At 39.8% G+C, this 21,172-nt stretch carries 20 protein-coding genes, 1 tRNA gene, 1 pseudogene and 1 other annotated feature; of the genes and pseudogenes, 16 read left to right on the forward strand and 6 right to left on the reverse strand.

Annotated features, from left to right (window positions below; genetic code table 11):
• Positions 1-119: 119 nt before the first annotated feature.
• The 5 genes from N1I87_RS08915 (at position 120) to N1I87_RS08935 (ending at position 7,552) form a co-directional block, all read left to right on the forward strand.
• Positions 120-707: an SCO family protein gene (locus N1I87_RS08915; RefSeq protein WP_341101393.1), complete on the forward strand. Its 588-nt coding sequence runs from the start codon at positions 120-122 to the stop codon at positions 705-707.
• Between the two features lie 765 nt (positions 708-1,472).
• Positions 1,473-2,585 carry an alanine dehydrogenase gene (ald, locus tag N1I87_RS08920; protein WP_341101394.1) on the forward strand — a complete coding sequence of 371 codons (1,113 nt, stop codon included), beginning with the start codon at positions 1,473-1,475 and terminating at the stop codon, positions 2,583-2,585.
• Between the two features lie 277 nt (positions 2,586-2,862).
• Positions 2,863-3,082 (forward strand) — a binding site (T-box leader).
• A 46-nt stretch (positions 3,083-3,128) separates the two neighbouring features.
• Positions 3,129-4,253, forward strand: coding sequence for a glutamate 5-kinase (proB, locus tag N1I87_RS08925; protein WP_341101395.1), 1,125 nt, complete (start codon positions 3,129-3,131; stop codon positions 4,251-4,253).
• Between the two features lie 38 nt (positions 4,254-4,291).
• A complete protein-coding gene (locus N1I87_RS08930; RefSeq protein WP_341101397.1) occupies positions 4,292-5,539 on the forward strand; it encodes a glutamate-5-semialdehyde dehydrogenase in 1,248 nt (415 codons plus the stop codon).
• Positions 5,540-5,986: 447 nt separating this feature from the next.
• Positions 5,987-7,552 carry a hypothetical protein gene (locus tag N1I87_RS08935; protein WP_341101398.1) on the forward strand — a complete coding sequence of 522 codons (1,566 nt, stop codon included), beginning with the start codon at positions 5,987-5,989 and terminating at the stop codon, positions 7,550-7,552.
• A gap of 62 nt (positions 7,553-7,614) precedes the next feature.
• Here the strand turns inward: N1I87_RS08935 and N1I87_RS08940 are convergent, their stop codons facing one another.
• Entirely contained in the window at positions 7,615-8,046 is a 432-nt protein-coding gene (locus tag N1I87_RS08940; protein ID WP_003352937.1) for a MarR family winged helix-turn-helix transcriptional regulator, read from the reverse strand.
• Between the two features lie 341 nt (positions 8,047-8,387).
• On the opposite strand from N1I87_RS08940, the gene N1I87_RS08945 reads away from it, so the two are divergent.
• Both N1I87_RS08945 and N1I87_RS08950 read left to right on the forward strand, forming a co-directional pair.
• Positions 8,388-8,957, forward strand: a complete 570-nt coding sequence (locus N1I87_RS08945; RefSeq protein WP_040340921.1) for a lytic transglycosylase domain-containing protein — start codon at positions 8,388-8,390, stop codon at positions 8,955-8,957.
• Between the two features lie 106 nt (positions 8,958-9,063).
• The gene (locus N1I87_RS08950) at positions 9,064-9,888 is read left to right on the forward strand and encodes a thermonuclease family protein (RefSeq protein WP_341101400.1); all 825 of its coding nucleotides are present in this window, start codon (positions 9,064-9,066) and stop codon (positions 9,886-9,888) included.
• Between the two features lie 1,041 nt (positions 9,889-10,929).
• Here N1I87_RS08950 and N1I87_RS08955 read toward each other — a convergent pair.
• Positions 10,930-11,205, reverse strand: a complete 276-nt coding sequence (locus N1I87_RS08955) for a hypothetical protein (RefSeq protein WP_327803876.1) — start codon at positions 11,203-11,205, stop codon at positions 10,930-10,932.
• 412 nt (positions 11,206-11,617) lie between these two features.
• Entirely contained in the window at positions 11,618-11,761 is a 144-nt protein-coding gene (locus N1I87_RS08960; RefSeq protein WP_003352931.1) for a small acid-soluble spore protein P, read from the reverse strand.
• Between the two features lie 117 nt (positions 11,762-11,878).
• Between N1I87_RS08960 and N1I87_RS08965 the strand changes: the two genes are divergently transcribed.
• Positions 11,879-12,139, forward strand: coding sequence for a hypothetical protein (locus N1I87_RS08965; RefSeq protein WP_327803879.1), 261 nt, complete (start codon positions 11,879-11,881; stop codon positions 12,137-12,139).
• An 87-nt stretch (positions 12,140-12,226) separates the two neighbouring features.
• Here N1I87_RS08965 and sspO read toward each other — a convergent pair whose 3' ends face one another.
• Positions 12,227-12,376, reverse strand: coding sequence for a small acid-soluble spore protein O (gene sspO, locus N1I87_RS08970; protein ID WP_327803881.1), 150 nt, complete (start codon positions 12,374-12,376; stop codon positions 12,227-12,229).
• A gap of 265 nt (positions 12,377-12,641) precedes the next feature.
• Between sspO and N1I87_RS08975 the strand changes: the two are divergent.
• A pseudogene (locus N1I87_RS08975) lies at positions 12,642-13,175 on the forward strand (N-acetylmuramoyl-L-alanine amidase family protein); the annotation flags it as partial.
• A 224-nt stretch (positions 13,176-13,399) separates the two neighbouring features.
• On the opposite strand, the gene N1I87_RS08980 reads toward N1I87_RS08975, so the two are convergent.
• Positions 13,400-13,473: transfer RNA gene (locus N1I87_RS08980), tRNA-Arg, on the reverse strand.
• A 559-nt stretch (positions 13,474-14,032) separates the two neighbouring features.
• Here N1I87_RS08980 and N1I87_RS08985 point away from each other — a divergent pair.
• Positions 14,033-15,316, forward strand: coding sequence for an IS110 family transposase (locus N1I87_RS08985; protein ID WP_270584767.1), 1,284 nt, complete (start codon positions 14,033-14,035; stop codon positions 15,314-15,316).
• 396 nt (positions 15,317-15,712) lie between these two features.
• Here N1I87_RS08985 and N1I87_RS08990 read toward each other — a convergent pair whose 3' ends face one another.
• A complete protein-coding gene (locus N1I87_RS08990; RefSeq protein ID WP_341101402.1) occupies positions 15,713-16,078 on the reverse strand; it encodes a DUF1648 domain-containing protein in 366 nt (121 codons plus the stop codon).
• 281 nt (positions 16,079-16,359) lie between these two features.
• Between N1I87_RS08990 and acnA the strand changes: the two genes are divergently transcribed.
• From acnA to N1I87_RS09020, 6 genes are all read left to right on the forward strand, one after another.
• Complete coding sequence (gene acnA, locus N1I87_RS08995) at positions 16,360-19,077, forward strand: aconitate hydratase AcnA (protein ID WP_341101404.1); 2,718 nt, start codon at positions 16,360-16,362, stop codon at positions 19,075-19,077.
• Positions 19,078-19,190: 113 nt separating this feature from the next.
• Positions 19,191-19,775, forward strand: a complete 585-nt coding sequence (locus tag N1I87_RS09000; RefSeq protein ID WP_341101405.1) for a peroxiredoxin family protein — start codon at positions 19,191-19,193, stop codon at positions 19,773-19,775.
• A gap of 83 nt (positions 19,776-19,858) precedes the next feature.
• A complete protein-coding gene (locus N1I87_RS09005) occupies positions 19,859-20,002 on the forward strand; it encodes an FbpB family small basic protein (RefSeq protein WP_082142289.1) in 144 nt (47 codons plus the stop codon).
• A gap of 59 nt (positions 20,003-20,061) precedes the next feature.
• Positions 20,062-20,205, forward strand: a complete 144-nt coding sequence (locus tag N1I87_RS09010; protein ID WP_040340887.1) for an acid-soluble spore protein N — start codon at positions 20,062-20,064, stop codon at positions 20,203-20,205.
• Between the two features lie 38 nt (positions 20,206-20,243).
• Positions 20,244-20,474, forward strand: coding sequence for a small acid-soluble spore protein Tlp (gene tlp, locus N1I87_RS09015; RefSeq protein WP_003352922.1), 231 nt, complete (start codon positions 20,244-20,246; stop codon positions 20,472-20,474).
• Positions 20,475-20,813: 339 nt separating this feature from the next.
• Entirely contained in the window at positions 20,814-21,116 is a 303-nt protein-coding gene (locus N1I87_RS09020; RefSeq protein WP_048623366.1) for a hypothetical protein, read from the forward strand.
• Positions 21,117-21,172 lie beyond the last annotated feature (56 nt).

Below are 21,172 nucleotides of genomic sequence, written 5' to 3' on the forward strand. Positions count from 1 at the left end.
ATGATATTGAAAATTGCTTCTGCAGATGTTTGCCTAAAAACAGATTGAAAAATAAGCGCTTCATTATCAGAATTTTTTGGATAAAATATCGAAATGATGTTAAAAGAGGAGGATACAATTTGTACACCAAAAAACAGTTTGCCGTTATTTTTTTCATTCTTTTCTTTACTATGACTGGCTGCAGCAATGATGATTTTAAAGGAAACATGAATGACAAGGTACAAAATTTTTCTTATGTGAACCAAAATAATCAAAAAGTAAATTTAAAAGATTTAAAAGGGAAAGTATGGATAGCAGATTTTATTTTTACGAACTGCAAAACGGTCTGTCCTCCTATGACCTATAATTTGACGCAGCTGCAAAAAAAATTAAAAAAAGCAGGTGTTCAAGATTATTTGATTGTCTCTTTCAGTGTGGATCCTACAAAAGATACTCCTCAAAAATTAAAAGAATATATTCATAAGTTTGATGCGGATGAATCTCATTGGCAGCTTTTGACAGGTTATAACCAAAAAGAAATTCAAAAATTAGCGGAAAAGTCGTTTAAAACCATTGCTGTTCCTCAACCGAATAGTGATCAAATCATGCATGGGACTAGCTTTTATCTTGTGGATAAGAAAGGGACTGTGGTAAAAAGTTATAGCGGAAATCAAGACGTTCCTTTTGATGAAATTGTGAAGGATATAAAGACGTTAAACAAAATGTAGGAAAAAGGCATATTGGCTCTGAAACAAGCAGACTATCGTTTGAACGAATCGCGATCGTCAACCTGCCTTTTCATCATCGTATTCGCGGGGTCAAAAAATGAATGTGGAAAAAGGCGCATTTAATGGGGAAATGGGCAGCAATTTCTGTTTTTTATAGGTAAATGGTGAGAATTCACAATTTTGTTATGGGCAATTTACTGAAAATATAGTAAAATACAATTGTAGTAATTTTTCAAAAAATTTAAAAGGGGTGGTTTTATTGAAGTATGGTGTTTATAAGTTTGGATCTTTTAACGTCATTAAGTGCGATTGTGGTTGGGAAGGTTTACGGGCAGACCTTCGTCAGCAAATTGTAATCTTGGAACAAACGAAACGCGGCGATGTTTTGGATGCGGAAGATATTTATGTTTGTCCAAACTGCTCCACCAGAAAGTATTAAATTCAGTTTGCTAGATCCCTTTTCCCATGTTCTGCGATATTTTCCTGTCTTTTCAAATCTATCCCATTGTTTGTTCATTTCGTTTGAAGATCCCCATGTAAATGGATGCCACACATAGAGAATAAATATTCCCATCTTGTATCGCAGGCTGATTCTGAGTAAGTACCCATCAGAAATGCCTGCTTTTTTTCTTTGCTTGCACCTTTTTTATACAATTGATACTATTGAATTACAGAAAAAGTATTTTCAGGTTCATTTTTCCTTCATTTCAATCGTTCACATCTACAGCGTGAATTATGACAAAATAATGGATGGGAGATGTAATGATGATCATAGGCGTACCAAAAGAAGTCAAAAACAATGAAAATCGAGTGGCGATTACCCCTGCGGGTGTTCTTCAATTGGTAAAAGCCGGCCACAAAGTGTTGGTTGAAACAAACGCCGGTTTTGGAAGCGGCTTTACTGATGAAGAATATAAAAATGTAGGGGCAAATATCGTGAAAAACGCATCCGAAGTTTGGGAAAATTCCGAACTCATTCTCAAAGTCAAAGAACCTGTTGAAAGTGAATATCAGTATTTTCGAAAAGATTTGCTTCTTTTTACATATCTTCATTTAGCTGCGGAACCAAAACTGACTAAAGAACTGGTGAAAAGCGGCGTAACGGGAATTGCGTATGAAACGGTCTCTGTCAATAAGACTTTGCCGCTTCTTTCTCCTATGAGCGAAGTGGCAGGACGGATGGCAGCGCAGATCGGAGCACAGTTTCTTGAAAAACAATATGGTGGAAAAGGAGTGCTTCTTGGAGGAGTACCGGGAGTCAAGAAAAGCAAAGTAACGATTATTGGCGGGGGTATGGTAGGATCGAATGCTGCAAAAATTGCGATGGGTCTCGGTGCGGATGTAACCGTGATTGATTTGAATCCGGATCGTTTACGGGAATTGGAAGTGATGTTTGGCAGCAATATTCAAACGTTAATGTCGAATTCTTATAATATTGCGGAATCTGTAAAAGAATCTGATTTAGTGATAGGAGCGGTACTTATTCCGGGAGCAAAAGCCCCAAAACTTGTCACAGAAGAAATGGTCAAGGAAATGTCCAACGGAGCGGTAGTGGTCGATGTCGCCGTCGATCAAGGTGGAATTTTTGAAACAGTGGATCGAGTCACGACACATGACAATCCAACTTATGAAAAATTTGGAGTTGTTCATTACGCTGTTGCCAATATGCCGGGTGCTGTTCCCCGAACTTCGACAATCGCCTTAACGAACGTTACGATCCCTTACGCATTGCAATTGGCCAATAAAGGTTTTAAACAAGCAATTTTGGACAATCCCGCTTTAAAGGCCGGAGTGAATACATTTAAAGGGCAAGTGACTTATGCGTCCGTAGCGCGCGATTTAAATTATAAATATGTTTCTGTAGATGACTTGCTTTAATCTACCGATCTTAGAATGAACGGTTTTACGAAAGGGACAAGTTTATGGCAATGAGTGAGGCCGGATGAGGATCGCCATATCCGTATAAAGTAGTGAACTTGGTTAAAACCGAGTTAAAGACGGAGAATTGCTAAGATTGCCTCACTTTTTAAGGATTTACAGAAACTTTATGGAAAATTGCATTGATCATCATCGGTTTTAGCGCCCTCATTATGATTAGAAAAGATCTTCTTGACAGCCCGTTTAAATGTGGTGCATAATTTTAAAAAAACAAATGTCAACGGCGATGAAAGGGACTAGTAAACAGATGCTCAGGCGATAGAGAGTGGAATCCGCAGGCTGGAAGATTCCTCGTCTTAGAGGCTGTTGAACCTACCCGGGAGCTCTTGTTATAAAACCAAGCGTTAACCTTCGTTACAGGTTTCAAAGCGGGCATTGATCATTTTGATCCTGCCAATAAAGGTGGTACCGCGGAATCGAGCCATTCCGTCCTTTTAAAGGACAGAATGGCTTTTTGATTTTTGCGGATTGGAGGGAAAACTCGTGCGAAAAAAACGGATTGTGGTGAAAATCGGAAGCAGTTCATTAACGAACGCTATGGGCGGTATTTGCCGGGAAAAACTGGCGGACCATGTTCGGGCATTAGCTAAATTAAAACAACAAGGCCATGAAGTGGTGCTGATTTCGTCCGGTGCGGTTGCAGCCGGTTTTACCGCGTTGAACTATCCCACCCGGCCGGTTTCAATAAAAGGAAAACAAGCAGCGGCGGCTGTCGGGCAAGGACTGCTTATGCAGGCTTATACAGAGGAATTCAAAAAATATCACATTGTGGCCGCACAGATGCTGTTAACGAGAAGTGATTTTTCCAGAAAACAGCAGTACAGCAATGCTTATGAAACATTGACGGAACTACTCGACCGCTCGGTTTTGCCAATTATCAATGAAAATGATTCGGTTTCCATTGAAGAGTTGACTTTTGGGGACAATGATATGTTGTCTGCTCTAGTCAGCGGTTTGATACATGCTGATTTTCTCATTATCTTGACGGACATTAACGGATTATATGATAAAAATCCGCGCGAAGATCCAACAGCCAAAAAATATTACTACTTGCCAGCCATTACCGATGAGATTCTTGATTTAGCTGATTCTTCCGGATCTAAGTTTGGTACCGGGGGAATGAAGTCGAAAATCGATGCGGCGAAGACAGCTCTTTCTCTCGGAGTCAGTTTATTTATCGGTACAGGAACAGGAGAAAACAAACTAGTGGATATATTAGAAGGCAAGGGAGACGGGACGTATATCGGCTATACTCCCCGAAAAGGAATGACGGCAAATAAGCAATGGATTGCCATTCATTCTTTGGTAAAAGGGCAAGTCGAAATTGATCATGGAGCGGCTGAAGCTCTTTTGGATCAAGGGAAAAGTCTATTGCCTGCCGGAGTGACGGCGGTGAACGGAAACTTTCGCGCGGGCGATGTGATTGAAGTGGTGAACCCTCGCGGTGAAGTGCTTGGAAAAGGACAAGTGAATTATGATTCCTCAGAATTGCAAGAAATAAAAGGAAAACATAGCGACGAAATCAAACAAAAGTATAACCGCGATCATTGTGAGGTCATTCACCGCGATAATTGGGTGTCTCTGGCTCATTCGAATCGATCACGTTGAAAAAGTGTGGTAAAAAAGGTGAGGAGGAGAACGAAACAATGACGGAGTTGCTGGAAAAAGCGAAAAAGGCAAAACAAGCTTCTGCTGAGCTAGCCAGTAAAACAACTAAGCAAAAAAATGAAGCGTTAGCTGCTATTTCGAAACAACTAATAGAAGAAATATCCTTTATTCTTGAGGAAAATAAAAAAGACGTTGAGAACGCTCGTGCCAAAGGAATGACAGAGGCATTGATTGATCGCTTGACTCTCAATGAGAAAAGGATTCAAGATATGGCGGACGGCATCCGTCAACTCATTGATTTAAAAGATCCTGTAGGGGAAATTTTGGATAGTTGGGAACGGCCCAATGGACTGCAAATCAAAACAGTGAGAGTTCCACTTGGTGTGGTGGGGATGATTTATGAGGCACGTCCAAATGTGACCGTGGATGCGGCCACACTATGCTTAAAGACAGGAAATGCGGTGATACTCCGAGGCAGTTCATCTGCTCAACATTCCAACATCGCGATTAGTGATTGCATTAGACGGGCCCTTGAAGGGACGGAAATTCCTGCGGATGCTGTCCAATTGTTGGAAGACACGTCCAGAGAAACAGCTCAGCAATTATTTACGCTCACGGAATATTTAGATGTATTGATTCCTCGCGGCGGAAAAAATTTGATCCAATCCGTCGTGGAACAAGCTTCTGTTCCAGTGCTAGAAACAGGTGTCGGAAATTGCCACATTTACATTGATGAATCAGCTGATAAAGAAATGGCCATTGATATCGTCATTAATGCCAAAACTCAACGACCTTCTGTCTGCAATGCGGCGGAGAAGGTTCTCATCCATGAAAACTGGGCTGCAAAGTATTTTGCGGAACTTGCCAAACGTCTTCAAGATCATGAAGTTGAAGTACGAGGAGATCAAAAAGCCCAACAACTGGCCGTCGGACTGAAGCCTGCAACTGAGGAAGATTGGTCGACCGAGTATTTGGATAAAATTATAGCTGCCAAAATCGTTTCTTCGGTAGAGGAAGCCATTGAACACATTAACCAATATGGAACGAAACATTCAGAAGCCATCATTACAGCTGACGATCAAAATGTAGCGAAATTTTTCAATGAAGTGGATGCAGCAGCCCTTTATCACAATGCTTCCACTCGATTTACAGATGGATTTGAATTCGGGTTTGGTGCTGAAATTGGCATCAGCACGCAAAAATTGCACGCAAGGGGCCCAATGGGACTAAAGGCTTTAACGACAACGAAATACTTGATTTATGGAAACGGCCAAATTAGAAACTAATGTGCGAGCATGATGGCCAACAACATACGTACCCGTTAAGAGATGACAAAGAATGTGAATCAGTGAAATCTAAAATAAATAGGTATAAATCGAAACGAAAAGGATGAAAAAATCAGGCATTTTAGGTAAGATTTCGTAAACACGACTGATTCTAAAGATCTTTTATGCAAGACATCTATTGTTTAGTAGGAAAAAAAGGGGTAAAATCCTTATGGCTGTATCTAACATATATAATAAGCCATAAGGATTTTTCCATTTCAATCGCATGAGGAAATGAAGCTTATCGTGCTTCTCTTAAAACGTATAGAATAAGCTACAGTGGAATCATTTTTTACCAAGTAACAAAGCCGGATGGAAAATGGAGAAAGAGATTTCCTTATTCATGATCAGGAAGATCGTTTATAATAGAACTACAAAAAGAACAGCCGCAGTAAAGAGGGGGAGACTATGGACGGATCATTTCTGGCGCGTTCGCTCAGCTCTTTAAAAGGCGATGAGTTGCGTTATCTTTATATTCTTTTTTGCAAAACGAATATTTGGGACATTGTATCCAATAAAACAAAAGATTGGTTATCAAGAGATCATCAAGATCATTTTTTCAAATATATAGAAACGGAAACAAAGAATTGCGCTCCTCTAAGCGAGGATGAGTTGCGTCTTTCTATTTTTTTGCAGTTATTAAAAGTGTTAAAGATTAAAGGTGGACGATTTCACACGGTCTTTGAAATTACAAAAGGATTTGACCAAGTGATTGAAGAGACGTTCCAACTCCTTTCCAAGAAGAACCGGGATTTTTCTGCGTTTGCCAAACAGCATCACTTGGAAAGCCAGCTTGGGATGATTGTGAGTTGGCAATTTAGTCAGCTGTTAAAAGATTTTCACAGGAGGTTGAATGAAGACTCAACCGAATGGTATCAAACGATTGCAGATACACTGAATTCTTTGCCCATAAACGAAAGGCAGCAGTTAAAGTCTATCATGATGATAGATCAGTTCGATTCAGAACAGATACGCCGATGGATAGAGAATGAAGGGATTGTTCAGTTGGTCAACGCTTTAACTTCTGTATCCGGCTATTCATACTTTGGGGAGTTTTTGCAAAGATTTCGGGAGCTGCGATCATTTTCCAACACGGCTTTTAGTCAATTGACAACGGATCCGCTTCTATTCTTTTTGCTTAGTCCGGACTTTTTATATTCGCTTCTCTTTGGACCCAAACTTGTTCCGTTTCGTTATCAGCATTTATTGTTTTCAAACGAATTGGTTCCTTTTGTCCTGTTGGAAATAATGTTGCATGGTTTAGAAGCCCCATATTCTCAATTGGCTGATGTTCAGAATACAGCCGATGTTTGGAGCAAACGTTACAGAAATTACATTTCTTTGCTTTTACAATTGGAAAAAAATCGGAGTGAGCAGGAACAGTATAAGAAAGAACAGAACGATTTGGAGAGTGAGCGTTCAACCATCTTAACGATGAAAAAAGAAAATGAAACCTATCTTTCGATCGCAAAAGAAAAACTAAAAAACCAACTGATTGCTGATGAAAATCGTCCTTATTTTGGCGATACGACTGTTGAATACTATCGAATCAAAGAAAAAATGGAAAACATCGACAAGAAGCTGGAGCAAAAGAAAGCGGGTGCAAAAGGAGTGGTCAAGTCCGTAGCTTCTTTTCTCCAATCAAGTTTTTATTTAACTGAAAAGGCACAGTGGGAGAAGAAGTTAAATAAAATATTTGATGAAATGACAGAGTTGACTATTTCAAAATATCCCGACTATGATCCAGTTCTAACACAAGAAATTGAACACTCTGCCTTAAAGAGGGATGAATGTGAAAAACAGCTGACAGAGGCTGAAAAGAAATTGACAGAACTGGAGCAGCGCATTTCCCAATTAAAGAAAGAAGAACGAGAATTGTTGGCGCGAAAGGAAGAAGCCGAAAAAGAGACGTATGGCCTTAAACAGCTAGGAAAGGACAGGAATCCTAATCTTGCACTTTCTCGAAAACGATAAAGCGGTTCCTGCATAACTACCAAAAATGGTGAATGCGGGAACCGCTCCATCTGAACAACCGATTATTTTTGTTTTTCCAAAAATGACAGTAATTTTCCATAGACAGAGTTTAATACTTTATGCTCTTCTTTTGTCAGCTGTTGAAAAAGTTGCAAATACATTTTTTGTCCCATTTTCATGGCTTCCAAAAGTAAATCTTCTCCAGATTGGTTGATCGCTAAATAAACAATTCTCCTATCTTTTTCATCTGAAATTCGTTCCGCTACTCCGGCTTCGATTAATTTATTGGCGATATTGGTCATGGCTCCTGGTGTAAATCCAAGCCGCGTAGCAAGGTCCGATTGTTTTCTTGGCCCTTTTTCCCACAGCTCCGCTAAAACGAGGATTTGAGAAATGCTGATGTTTTTTGGAAACATTTGATTCCAATAAATCAATAATCGGTTGTTCAATAGTTCCATTGTGTGTATAAATGAAAATATGTTCCCTTTTTCCATCCTCATCAACCCTTTTCATTACGCGCTGTATTTCTATTCATAAGATCACCGTTGTTTTTCCGAAAGAGAAAAGAGGCTTATAAACTTGTGCTCAAAAAGAAGGCGAAATTCTTCACATGAGCAGTATACATGGAAACAACAAGAAAAATCAATTTACTTTTGGAAAGGATTGGAGAAAAGTTTTGCTTTTTATTGGCTAAATTTCCACCTTACCTTTAACTTGTACAAAGACTATCAGCCCATTACTTTCTAATGTTTTAAAAAAACTCACTTGCATCCATTCCAATTTATCCATAATATAGACATGGATATCACTTTTGAATTGGGTGACAAGCACAGTGATGAAAAAAGCGTTCATTTGGTTTCTTTTTCCATTTATTATTTTGGTCGGTTTCGTGACTTATAAATGGACAAATGGAAAGATTGAGGAAAATGTGAGCATACCGAAGGAATATATTCCGATATATAAAGCTGCGGCACAAAAATACGGGGTGCCTTGGGAGCTTTTAGCTGCACACCATCGAGTGGAAACGAAGTTTTCTAAAGGTCCGTTAGTTTCTCCTGCAGGTGCTGAAGGCCCAATGCAATTCATGCCATGCACGTTTGTGGGGTGGAAATATCCTGGCTGCGAAGGAAAAGGAAAAGGCAAAATTCCTGAAAAAGATAAAACCAACCCGGCTGTCATTAAAAAATATGGCGGCTATGGTGTGGATGCCAACGGAGACGGCAAGGCGGATCCTTTTGATCTTGAAGATGCAGTATTTAGCGCAGCCAATTATTTAGCACGAAACGGGGCGGCTAATGGACATTGGAAGAAAGCGGTCTACGCTTATAACCATAGTGAGCAATATGTAGAAGAAGTACTTTTTTACACGAATAAATATAAAATGACTGAATCTACAAGCTTTTGAGTTTACATAACTTTTTTATTTGGTAAGATGAGACTGTTTTGCCGTTCCCCTTTTCATTTTGCCATCAACAGAGAGAGTTTCATCAATAGATTAGGGAGAGAAGAATATGAAAAAGTGGTTCGCTATCTTTAGTATGTGCGTACTTATTTTGTCTGGCTGTTCGTCAACCGGCGGTCAGCAAAATAAGCATTCATCAACAACAACAAACGAATCTGCTTCTAATGAAGCAGCATCCGATCAGCAGTCGAAAAAAGCCTATGCCGGAACAAATAAATCCGATGTAAAAGGGATACGTGCTGTTGTAGTGCATGTAGTAGACGGTGATACATTTGTGGCTCGGATGGCAAACGGAAAAGAAGAACGGGTACGGATGATTTTAGTTGATACACCGGAAACGAAACATCCTAGATTAGGGGTTCAACCGTTTGGCCCGGAAGCCTCCGCCTTTACAAAATCACAATTGACCGGTAAAACCGTTACGCTGGAGTTTGATGTTCAAGAAAGGGACAAGTACGGCAGGCTTCTGGCTTACGTGTGGTTAAATCATCAAAATTACAATAAACTGCTGATTGAAAAGGGCCTCGCCCGCGTGGCAGTCTTTCCGCCTAATACAAAATATGTCGATGAATTTAGAGCTGCACAAGCAGTCGCGCAAAGAGAGAAGAAAGGAATCTGGTCTATTGAAAATTATGTAACGGACCATGGATATAATTCGAATGGAAAGGAACAAAGTTCATTAACAGGTACAGAGAAATCGTCAACACCAAACCATTCCAAAGGAAGCTGCAATATTAAAGGAAACATCTCCAGCTCCGGTAAAAAAATATACCATATGCCTGGCGACGAATATTATGATGAAACGAAACCGGAAAAAATGTTCTGTTCCCGTGAAGAAGCGGAAGCTGCAGGATTTCGTCCTTCTCAGCGATAACGTCCAACGTCATCAACTTGGATATAAGAAAGCTGCGCCCATTTGAGGGTGCAGCTTTCTTATATGTGCGCCCGGCATGTACATGAACTATAGGGTGTAAGTCCCGAACCCCGAAGACAGAAGTAGAGGTTAGCCAAGAGCAAGGGTGTCCGTGGTGACGCGGAATCTGAAGGAAGCTGGAGGCAAAACACCGGTCCGAGGAACACGAACCTCATATAAGGCTAGGTATGATTGAGTGAGTTTGCATAACAAAACAAAGCTCTTTCTGTCGAAGGTCATATCGAGTAAATGAGGCGGATAGATGGTGTGAAAGTGCATGTACTTACCCGGGGAGGTCTGGCGGATATGTGAAGTACTCTTCATAACCTACTTAGTGATAAGTAGCTGAACCGTCAGAAGTCAGCAGAGGTCATAGTATTAGTTGGTCTAGAACAACTAAGAAGGACCGAACAATTAAGAGAGAATAGCCCTTGGTATTCAGTGAGTCATGATGAACACAGAAAACGTAGTACCTCACTTGAGGGAGGAAGCGGTGAATCCCGTGGGAGACCTCTTGGAGGGTGGAGTGACCACTGGCATAAAGAGAACAGCTATTCACGGAAGTTATAAAGACTTGCGTCAATTATCTTAATTGAACCGCCGTATACGGAACCGTACGTACGGTGGTGTGAGAGGACGGGAGTTAATCGCTCCCTCCTACTCGATTGAAATATTGTTTGTGATTTCTCTTTTCCTTCTACATCTGTATCTCTTGTTTCTGAAGTATTGAATCTTTTAGGAATTTATTTTTCAAACAACGTAGAATGATTAGAAAGATAGACGGATAAGATATAAGGGGATGATTGAACCGTGTTCCGCGATTCGTCTAAAGAAAAAAATAGATGCAAAGAAATTCTTTTAGCAAGATGGTTTGAGATTTTTATCGATGAGCTAATTCTTCATTCTCAGAGATTAAATGACGAGATTCACAACAGCTAAAATAATAAATAGCGATCCAAACGAATGAGGCAAAACTATGCCATTTTCCTAAATTCATCTAGTTTACCAGAAAAAGAAAGGAAGAAGTGCGAGTCCAACGATTGCACCTAATGCAATTCCAACGCCGAAACCTCCCCATCCTCCACCATAGCCATATCCCCAACCGTAACCATAACCTCCGAAACGATTAAAACGACCTCTAGAAAAAGGATGGATGAATACTCTGTCATGATGAACGCGATGAATGATTCCTTCGTGTATCCTACCATCGCGAGTTCTTATGCGAACAGCTCTCCCCCTATGCTTTTGACATAAGGAATGATAATGGTGTACTGACATAAAGACACCTCCCGATTCATGATTGATAAAGCTTGCTTTTGACAGAAGCGCTTAGTTTACTTCTGCACGATATACCTGATCACCCAATAGCATTTTCAACGTCAAAAGAACAGCAGGTAATCGATTTCCTTAGTATAGTATGAAAAAAATGCAAAATAGAAAGGACAAGTATCCTGATTTAAAAAAATGGGCTTTTTTTGAAAAAGAAAACATTCTGATTCTTATAAAAAGAACTCATAAAAAATTCTGATGTACAGCCAACGGACCTTCCGGAATCTTTCTTGAAAAGATGGATGTGGATAAAAAGTTATCGATAAAATTATTATGTAAACTAAATACCCGAAAAAAGTACTCATTCAAATAGAATGAACAATAAGTTTTAAAAACACGCCGGGGTCACCGGCGTGTTTACTTACATTCCGTGGCCGGGATTATGTTTTTGACGGGTATGGTTTCTGTTTTTGACTTTATGGGAACCGCTTAATGGTTCAGGTTGACCAGTGTGGTGCCCTTTTGGAGCATTTTTTCTCATATCTTTCCCATCGTTTTTGTTCATTTTTATATCCCTCCTTGCTATACCTTATTGTGTGCGATTATTCAAAACAAACACCGAATAATTTGTTGTTTTTGACACAGAATAAAAATGATTCTTCAATGAAGGAGTTGCTCCATCATGCCTTATCAAAAAAGTAAGCAGAGAGCGTTTCAAGATGCTGAACAGAGAGTTTCTGAAGTCGAAAAAGCATCTCGAGAACTTGAAATCGATTCCGCTGATTTTGGTTCCCAATTGTCACATCTAAAAAATGAGGTAAACAAAGCTTATCAGCAAGTTGAAAATGCTTTAGAAACCGCAACGGAAACTCAAAGAAGGCAATTGGAAAAATACCATGCAGTTTTAACGGATATTGTGGAAAAAGTAAATGAATATGAATAAACAAACATCGCCAACATAGGCGATGTTTGTTTGTCTCGACCATCCCTTTTGGTTTGATTGGAAGATGTCGTCGCCAGTGTGAAATTTTTATTGGTTTTTCTTTCTTTTTTTATTGTTTTGTCTTTGCTGTTCCGTCAGTGGTTCGTTGGAGAACTCTTCGTTGTATCCAGCTCCGTCTCCTTGTGATTTGGCTGCATTCATTCCGGGAATGACATGGTTTGCTTTTCTTTTGGTCATATGATGCACCTCCTTATAACTAGCTTGTGGACCCTTGTTGCAGAATATAATTGGAATATTTTAATACTTGATATCAGAATGTTCTGTTCTTTAAATCACAATTCATTTTTGGATGATGACCGTAACGTTACAATGAGAAATTCCGTATTTATATAGCAGAATCGCATTGGTCAGCTTTTTAAAGTCCTTCACTAACGAGTTATATATCTTAAACAACCTTGAGAAATAGCTGGAAAGGTTGAATATCTAAAGGAGGGGATGAAGCATGTTTAAACTTTTTTTAGATCCAGGACATGGGGGAAAAGACTCTGGAGCAACAGGAAACGGCCTTATGGAAAAAAATATTACATTAAAAATTTGTCAACTGATTCGAGACAGACTACAGAACGAGTATGAAGGAATTGACATTCTCATGAGCCGTACAGGAGATTCTTATCCGACATTGCCTTCCAGAACGGAGAAAGCCAACGCTTGGGGAGCAGACTTTTATTTATCTGTTCACGTTAATTCCGGAGGAGCAACAGGATTCGAATCTTTTATCTATCCAGGCGTCGGACAGCCTACCACTTCGTATCAAAATACCATTCATCAAGAAATTGTAAAAGCAACGGGGTTCTATGATCGAGGGAAAAAGCAGGGGGACTTTCATGTTCTTCGCGAAAGCCGAATGCCGGCACTTTTAACGGAAAACGGCTTTATTGATAATATTGAAGATGCGGCTAAGCTGAAAGATCCCAACTTTATTGAAAAAATAGCAAAAGGTCATGCTCAGGGGATTGTAAAGATAGCCAACTTAAAACCTATAACACCAAAGGATTCTGCTGGTTAATCGGCTCTGGCCGAAAAGCGCTTAGCAGCACGTATTAAAGATCATGTCATCCATTGAATGATTGTTGCTTAACAAGATAGGACCGTTTTAGACTACTGCAAATCATTAAGTGAAACAGGGAGGCTGTCTCGATTTTTGACAACCTCCCTGTCTCTATTCCTTTCATACAATTGTGAATATGAATCATGAAAAAACGTCCCGGGCGAGATTCGAACTCGCGACCTACAGCTTAGGAGGCTGTCGCTCTATCCTGCTGAGCTACCGGGACACTGATAAAAATTATAAGGTGAATTAGAACGAAGGTCAATAACTTTATCAAAATAAGTTGGAGAATAAGGAGAAAAGTAGATGACCGTGTAATCTTTTCCATGGCAAGTTTCTTATTTGCAGAATAAACATCGTTTTAATATATGTCTTGTGGGAATTGATGATCGTATCAAATTTCCATTTTTGATGCTTCCTTTAAGCCATGTTTCGATCATAATCCAGGTGAAGAAAACCAAGACGGGTTCAAAAAAATAATTATATTTGAAAAGAAAAAGATCAAACCATCCAATCTTAGACCATTATTGTAAACGGAATGACCTTATGATAAAAAATCCGATCGAACCGAAAAGGATGATAAGAAATATAGGTAAATCCCAAGTTTCTAAAACGACATCCCGTCCATAGGCAATGTTCACATCTTTCCAACTGCAATAAGCAATATAAAGGAGCTATTCCTGTAATGAAGAAATTTGAGGTTTGAAACAAAAAGAGCCCTCTTGGTATAGTACAGGGTGTCAATGCATTGACCCCGAATTAATAATTACCAAGGAGGACTCAAGATGAATTATACGCAAAATCGTAAAATCTCGCAAATTACACCATCAACATTAATTGTAGGCATTGATATCGCCAAAGACAAACACGTCGCTCGAGCTCAGGATGATCGAGGAATCGAATTTGGAAAAAGACTGATCTTTGAAAATCGCATACATGGCTATCAAAAACTGCTTGATTGGGTTTCGAGGCATCAAAAGGAACACCAAAAAACACATGTCATTTTTGGTGTTGAGCCGACCGGTCATTTCTGGCTGAGTCTGGCCTATTTCTTGACTGCTAAAGGTTATGACTTTGTCTTGGTCAATCCTATGCATGTCAAAAAAACTAAAGAGCTGGATGATAACTCTCCAACTAAAAACGATACGAAAGATGCACGTGTGATTGCACAGCTGATTAAAGATGGGCGATACTCCGTACCAAATCTCTTAGATGGCATCTATGCAGAGCTAAGAGAAGGCGTCAAATTAAGAGATCAGCTCATCCAGCAGCTTATGATCACAGAAGGTCGTATTCAAAATCACATCCAGCGTTACTTTCCGGAGTTTTTCGATGTATTTAAAGACTGGGAAGGAAAGGCAGCTCTTTGTACATTAAGAAACTTTCCATTCCCCTCTCAGATTAAAGAAATGACATCAGAAGAAGTTCTTGCGAAATGGAAACAAGAAGTAAACCGTGGTGTAGGAATCAAACGAGCTACAAAGTTAATAGAAGCAGCGAAAAAGAGCATTGGTATCCAAATTGGTATCAAGTTTGCTAAACGTGAATTGGATTATTTACTCGATCAATATGAGCTATACAAAGAGCAATTAGGACAGTTAGATAAGGATCTGGAAGCACTTGTAGTAACGATACCTGGAGCGAAGGAAATGATCAATATTCAAGGCTTAGGTCCTACAACAGTCGCGCTATTCTTCGCTGAGGTCGGGGATATAACAAAGTATAGTCATCCCCAGCAATTAGTAAATCTGGCAGGGCTGTCATTACGTGAACATAGTTCCGGGAAGTTTAAGGGGCAAACCAAGATCACAAAACGAGGACGAAGTCGATTGCGAAGAGCTTTATACTTGGCCATTCGTCCACTCGTTGCCCATAATCCAACGTTTAAAGCCCTGCATCAATACTACACAAAGCGTCCTGATCGACCTTTGAAGAAACAGCAGTCACTGATTGCCTTGTGTTGTAAATTACTACGTGTCTTATTTGTCATTGGTCAAAAACAGTGTGAATTTGATGGTTCAAAGTTATTGAGAGGTTTGCCTCAAATCGATTCATTACAGGCAGCTTAAGGCTTTATTAAGTTCATGAAATCATTTCAGAATACCGTAATTATCTCAAATGACAAACACCAATAGTGCAGAGTTGGAGCTTATTTATTCCATACGGGCATGTGACCCAGCAAAGGAGCATATCCAACCTCCACCTCATGGATACGCAGGACGAAGGAATGTATGGAATTCAATCCGGAGAGATGTGGGAGGGTTAGCGACCGTGAGTGATGTGGAGATGATGAAGCACGGTTATACCTTATTTTTACCAAATAAATACAATTTGGTTGATAGGATGCCCCCTACCATGTAAATTATTTAAAAAAATTCAACATATATCCATTAAATGAGGTGTGTATTCTATTAAGTGTCTATGAAATTTTGAGAAAAAGCGAGTATTCGGGAGAAAAATAAACTTTATTGAGGGAGGATTTCATTTTTTTCAACGTTGATCATAGTACTTGCGTTTTTGTATTGCCGTTCTATATTTTCTTCCGTTAAAACAACCAAGTAATTATAAAGGTGTGGGAATTTTTCGAGAATCGTAAGCCCCATCCATAAAACGGCGCCTGTAATCGGGAGGAAAAAAATGGCCTCTTTGCTGCCCCATTTGTCTATTTCTCCGACCAAGTTATAATGAATTGGAACTCGATTCGGCAAGGAAGACCAGTGCATGAATAAGTGTATAACACTTCCGATGTACACTAATAATGAAATGATGTTTAGAACGTTTTCTAATGGCTTCTTTTTTAATTTTAATGCAGGACGCTTTCGAATTTCCATTTTGATCGCCTCCGGTGTTTATGGTTAACTAATTAAAATACGGGCAATAACCGTTAAAGTTTCAAGAGAAATTTGAAAAATGAAGAGAAAAAAATGATGCCTATGATTGGCATTCATATCGACACAATTTGTCGATATAAGGAAAACTTATGAAAAACAATAACATTCTTGTTATTTACTTATGTTAGCGCTTGTATTAAGATGAACATATAAGAAAAGTTTGAATTTCCATTCAAACTTTTCGCTGCATAGTCTTACATAACAGAAGAGGGGGAATTGGGATGACAAACGACGTTTTTAACGCTCGTTCATCATTCGAAGTGAATGGTAAACGATATCATTATTATCGTCTAGCGGCTTTAAAGGATGCCAATGTGGCAGATGTCAGCCGCTTGCCATATTCGATCAAAGTATTATTAGAATCAGTTCTCCGCCAATATGATGGCAGAGTCATTAAAAAAGAACATATTGAAAATTTGGCGAAATGGGGTTCAAAAGACGTAGAGGGCGGAGAAGTTCCGTTCAAACCATCCCGCGTTATTTTGCAAGATTTTACAGGTGTACCAGCGGTTGTAGACCTGGCTTCATTGCGTAAAGCGATGAGCGATATGGGTGGAAAACCAGAAATGATCAATCCGGAAATTCCGGTGGATCTTGTCGTTGACCATTCTGTTCAAGTCGACAAATATGGAACTTCTGACGCTTTGGAAAAAAACATGGAATTGGAATTTGAACGAAATGCTGAACGATACCAATTCTTAAACTGGGCACAAAAGGCCTTTAAAAACTATCGTGCAGTTCCGCCGGCAACCGGGATTGTCCACCAAGTAAACCTTGAATATCTTGCAAGTGTGGTTCACGTAAAAGAAACAAGCCCGAACGAATATGAAACTTATCCAGATACTCTAGTAGGTACGGATTCCCATACAACCATGATCAACGGACTTGGTGTATTGGGATGGGGCGTAGGTGGTATCGAAGCAGAAGCTGGTATGCTTGGACAACCTTCTTATTTCCCAATTCCTGAAGTAATTGGTGTCAAATTAACGGGAGAACTGCCAAACGGTTCGACTGCGACAGACTTGGCTTTAAAAGTGACTCAAGTACTTCGTCAAAAAGGCGTGGTAGGAAAATTTGTTGAATTCTTCGGCCCGGGTGTTTCTAAGCTGCCGCTTGCCGACCGTGCTACCATTGCCAATATGGCACCTGAATATGGGGCAACATGCGGATTCTTCCCGGTAGATGACGAATCGTTAAGCTATCTTCGCTTGACTGGACGCGAAGAAGAACATGTCCAAATTGTTGAAAAATACTTAAAAGAAAATGATATGTTCTTTAATCCTAAAGAAGATCCAATCTACACAGATGTTGTAGAAATCAATCTTTCTGCAATTGAGTCGAATTTGTCGGGTCCAAAACGCCCACAAGACTTAATTCCGCTTTCCAAAATGCAATCTTCTTTCCGTCAAGCCGTTACAGCACCACAAGGCACTCAAGGTTTCGGGTTGACGGAAAAAGAATTTGATAAAGAAGCCGTGGTGAAGTTCGAAAACGGCGAAGAAGTGACTATGAAAACGGGAGCAGTGGCGATTGCAGCTATCACTTCCTGTACCAATACATCTAACCCTTATGTATTGATCGGTGCCGGATTGGTGGCAAAAAAAGCCGTTGAAAAAGGGCTGAATGTACCGAAATATGTCAAAACTTCTTTAGCTCCTGGATCTAAAGTGGTAACTGGTTATTTACGCGACTCCGGCTTGTTAAGCTATCTTGAAAAAATCGGATTTAACCTTGTTGGTTACGGTTGTACGACGTGTATCGGTAACTCCGGACCGCTTCTTCCGGAAATTGAAAAAGCAATTACGGATTCCGACCTCTTCGTGACATCTGTATTGTCCGGAAACCGCAACTTTGAAGGTCGTATTCATCCGCTTGTAAAAGCAAACTATCTTGCTTCGCCTCCATTAGTTGTGGCTTACGCACTTGCCGGAACAGTGGATATCGACTTGCAAAACGATCCAATCGGAAAAGACAAAGATGGAAACGATGTATTCTTTAAGGATATCTGGCCTTCTTCCGATGAAATTAAAGAAGTCGTTCAACGTACGGTAACTCCAGAATTGTTCCGTAAAGAATATGAACGTGTTTTCGATGACAACGCCAAATGGAATGCGATTAAAACCAGCAATGAACCACTTTATAATTGGGATCCAAATTCGACTTATATTCAAAACCCTCCATTCTTTGAAGGGCTTTCTGAAAATCCTGAAGAAATTAAACAGCTTACAGGTTTGCGTGTAGTTGGAAAATTCGGCGACTCCGTTACAACAGACCATATTTCGCCTGCAGGAGCCATTGGCGTAAATACTCCGGCAGGAAAATATTTGCGCTCCAAAGGCGTAGAACCGCGTAATTTCAACTCCTACGGATCCAGACGTGGTAACCATGAAGTCATGATGCGTGGAACATTTGCAAACATTCGCATCCGCAACCAAATCGCTCCTGGAACGGAAGGTGGATTTACGACTTATTGGCCGACAGGAGAAGTAATGCCAATTTATGATGCATGCATGAAATATCAACAAGACGGAACGGGTCTAGTCGTTCTTGCCGGAAAAGACTATGGAATGGGTTCTTCCCGTGACTGGGCAGCAAAAGGTACGAAACTTTTAGGAATTAAAACCGTTATCGCTGAAAGCTACGAACGTATCCACCGTTCTAACCTTGTGATGATGGGTGTTCTCCCTCTTCAATTCAAACAAGGTGAAAATGCGGAAGTTCTTGGCTTAACCGGTAAAGAAACGATTGATGTTCATATCGACGATAATGTTAAACCTCATGACATTATTAAAGTAACGGCAACGGACGAAAACGGCAATAAGAAAGAATTCGAAGTGATGGTTCGTTTTGATTCAGAAGTTGAACTTGACTATTACCGTCACGGCGGAATTTTACAAATGGTTCTTCGTCGCAAATTTGAACAATTAAAACATGCGTAAATCCTTCTTAAAAAGAGGTTGACAAAATTTTGTCAGCCTCTTTTTCTTTGTCTTCTAACATTTATGGACAGGCATATAATAGGACAAAGCATATTCGAAAGGAACGTGTCAGCATGATCAAAATAAAATGGGGAGTCCTATTGATTGCTTGTCTTCTGCTGATGGTTGCGAGCCGGCAATTGAAAGCCGATCCATTTCAGGAAAATGCAAAGAGAGAAGGAAATAATCAATCCAATCTAATGGAAAAGACAGGCAGACAAGATCATCGTGAAAAGAAAGGAGATCGTCTTCCTGGTTTAAAAATAGGTGAAAACGCACCGGATTTTACGCTGACGACTTTAAAGGGAGAGCGGATACGCTTAAAAGAGAGAAAAGGACAAAAGATTATCATCAACTTTTGGGCTACGTGGTGTCCACCTTGTAAAGAAGAAATTCCGGTTTTGCAGAGATTTTATGAACAAAATAAAGGATCAGTGGAATTGTTGGCAGTCAATATGGATCCTGAATCAAATGTTACACAGTTTGCCCGGAAATATGGCATATCGTACCCTATTCTTTTAGATCAAGACGGCAAAGTGAACGAAACATATAAAGTAGCGGCTATTCCGACAACTTATGTCATTGATGAAAATGGAGTGATCATCCATAAACATATTGGAAATTTACAACTTCAGCAAATGATAAATTGGCTAAAATAATAAAAAATTTTGCAAATTTGTTTATACTCTTTCTTCCACTTGGCCATACTAAAAATCAACAGCACTAACACGGAGGGAAAACAATGAGAAAAATCAGAAAAAGATCCTTTCATGAATTAGTAAGAGAGAATCGTCAAGCGCTTCTTCATGATCAACAAGCGCTGGATAAGATCGAGGAGAGGCTTGAGGCACGACTGGAAATGAGAAGAATGGAAAAAGCGGAATAAATTTTTGCGTTATAATCCCCCGGAACAGGAGAAACTTTATGTCAAGGGGGAATTTTTTTATGAGCAATCCACATAAAAAAAGCAAATATTTTGTGCCGGATCATTTAGGCACCCAGCCTCGTGCAGCAGGAGGCAACAAAGGCAAAAAAATGCAAGACAAATCAGGACACCACGCACAAGTGATCCAGACGAAAGGCGAGTAAATCCAGCTCTCAATATATGACGACAAGGAGGATGTTTCATGACCAATCATCGTCCAAATCCAGACGACCGCAGTGACAATGTAGAAAAATTGCAAAACATGATTCATCATACGATTGAAAACATGGAAAGAGCAGAGGAATCAATGGCCTATACAGATTCCGAAGAACAATTAGAAAAAATTAAAGAAAAAAATGAACGCCGTCGTCAAAGCATCGAGGGATTCCGGAATGAAATAAAAGACGAAGCTTCCAATCAGCAAACAGAATAACAAATTTAGGGCTGACTCACTTGAGTCGCCCTTTTCTTATGCCATCAGAAGCAGTTTAAAAGCGAATGATCGAGTATTGTGATAAAATATCAATGGCTTGAAGTAAGAGTGTTCATGCTTATTTCGGAAAAAAATGAATCGAAATGATTACATACGGGTACACCGCGGAAACGGAAAAAGGGGAAACGTCTCCTTTTACGATGAAATGCTGTTTCTGTAAAGTGTAAAGATTAGGTTCTTTCGATTTCGCTGTAAAAAGAACATTCCCGAACGACACGAAGCATGAGAACGATCTAAAATGCCTGTCCAAGCAATATCCGTAGGCAAGGAGGGACGGTTATGGCATTTGGAATCAAAAGGGAAGAACTGTTAAATTGGAAACATCGAATTGAAAATGGCGAAATTGCTTTTTTAACACATTTTTGGTTGGACAGCCGCTTTCCTGATTGTCACAGTGTGACGAAAGTAGGGTGTAATGACCTTGAAAAGTTAGCCAAATGGGGGAAAAAATACGGTTTGAAAAAAGAATGGATTCACATTCGACGAGACGGTTACTCCCATTTTGATCTTCTTGGGGAAAAACAAAAAGAAATCCTTCAATCAGAAGGATTGACAGACCATATTCGGCATTTTCGCCTTTAGGTTCAACGTTTTCCGTTAATTCTTCCAGGGCGGTCTCTAAAAGAAATTCTTTTGGG

It is taken from the genome of Bacillus sp. FSL W8-0102 (assembly GCF_038007225.1).
Classification (GTDB): domain Bacteria; phylum Bacillota; class Bacilli; order Bacillales; family DSM-4216; genus Bacillus_O; species Bacillus_O smithii.

Bases quoted from the DNA above. Each gene is read 5' to 3' on its own strand.
- N1I87_RS09020 (WP_048623366.1), top strand. From the start codon at position 20,814: ATGGCATTTGGAATCAAAAGGGAAGAACTGTTAAATTGGAAACATCGA.
- sspO (WP_327803881.1), bottom strand. From the start codon at position 12,376: ATGACCAAAAGAAAAGCAAACCATGTCATTCCCGGAATGAATGCAGCC.
- N1I87_RS08960 (WP_003352931.1), bottom strand. From the start codon at position 11,761: ATGAACAAAAACGATGGGAAAGATATGAGAAAAAATGCTCCAAAAGGG.
- N1I87_RS08965 (WP_327803879.1), top strand. From the start codon at position 11,879: ATGCCTTATCAAAAAAGTAAGCAGAGAGCGTTTCAAGATGCTGAACAG.
- N1I87_RS08940 (WP_003352937.1), bottom strand. From the start codon at position 8,046: ATGGAAAAAGGGAACATATTTTCATTTATACACACAATGGAACTATTG.
- tlp (WP_003352922.1), top strand. From the start codon at position 20,244: ATGACCAATCATCGTCCAAATCCAGACGACCGCAGTGACAATGTAGAA.
- N1I87_RS09000 (WP_341101405.1), top strand. From the start codon at position 19,191: ATGATCAAAATAAAATGGGGAGTCCTATTGATTGCTTGTCTTCTGCTG.
- N1I87_RS09010 (WP_040340887.1), top strand. From the start codon at position 20,062: ATGAGCAATCCACATAAAAAAAGCAAATATTTTGTGCCGGATCATTTA.
- N1I87_RS08950 (WP_341101400.1), top strand. From the start codon at position 9,064: ATGAAAAAGTGGTTCGCTATCTTTAGTATGTGCGTACTTATTTTGTCT.
- N1I87_RS08930 (WP_341101397.1), top strand. From the start codon at position 4,292: ATGACGGAGTTGCTGGAAAAAGCGAAAAAGGCAAAACAAGCTTCTGCT.
- N1I87_RS08955 (WP_327803876.1), bottom strand. From the start codon at position 11,205: ATGTCAGTACACCATTATCATTCCTTATGTCAAAAGCATAGGGGGAGA.
- N1I87_RS08945 (WP_040340921.1), top strand. From the start codon at position 8,388: ATGAAAAAAGCGTTCATTTGGTTTCTTTTTCCATTTATTATTTTGGTC.
- N1I87_RS08990 (WP_341101402.1), bottom strand. From the start codon at position 16,078: ATGGAAATTCGAAAGCGTCCTGCATTAAAATTAAAAAAGAAGCCATTA.
- acnA (WP_341101404.1), top strand. From the start codon at position 16,360: ATGACAAACGACGTTTTTAACGCTCGTTCATCATTCGAAGTGAATGGT.
- N1I87_RS08985 (WP_270584767.1), top strand. From the start codon at position 14,033: ATGAATTATACGCAAAATCGTAAAATCTCGCAAATTACACCATCAACA.
- N1I87_RS09005 (WP_082142289.1), top strand. From the start codon at position 19,859: ATGAGAAAAATCAGAAAAAGATCCTTTCATGAATTAGTAAGAGAGAAT.
- ald (WP_341101394.1), top strand. From the start codon at position 1,473: ATGATCATAGGCGTACCAAAAGAAGTCAAAAACAATGAAAATCGAGTG.
- N1I87_RS08935 (WP_341101398.1), top strand. From the start codon at position 5,987: ATGGACGGATCATTTCTGGCGCGTTCGCTCAGCTCTTTAAAAGGCGAT.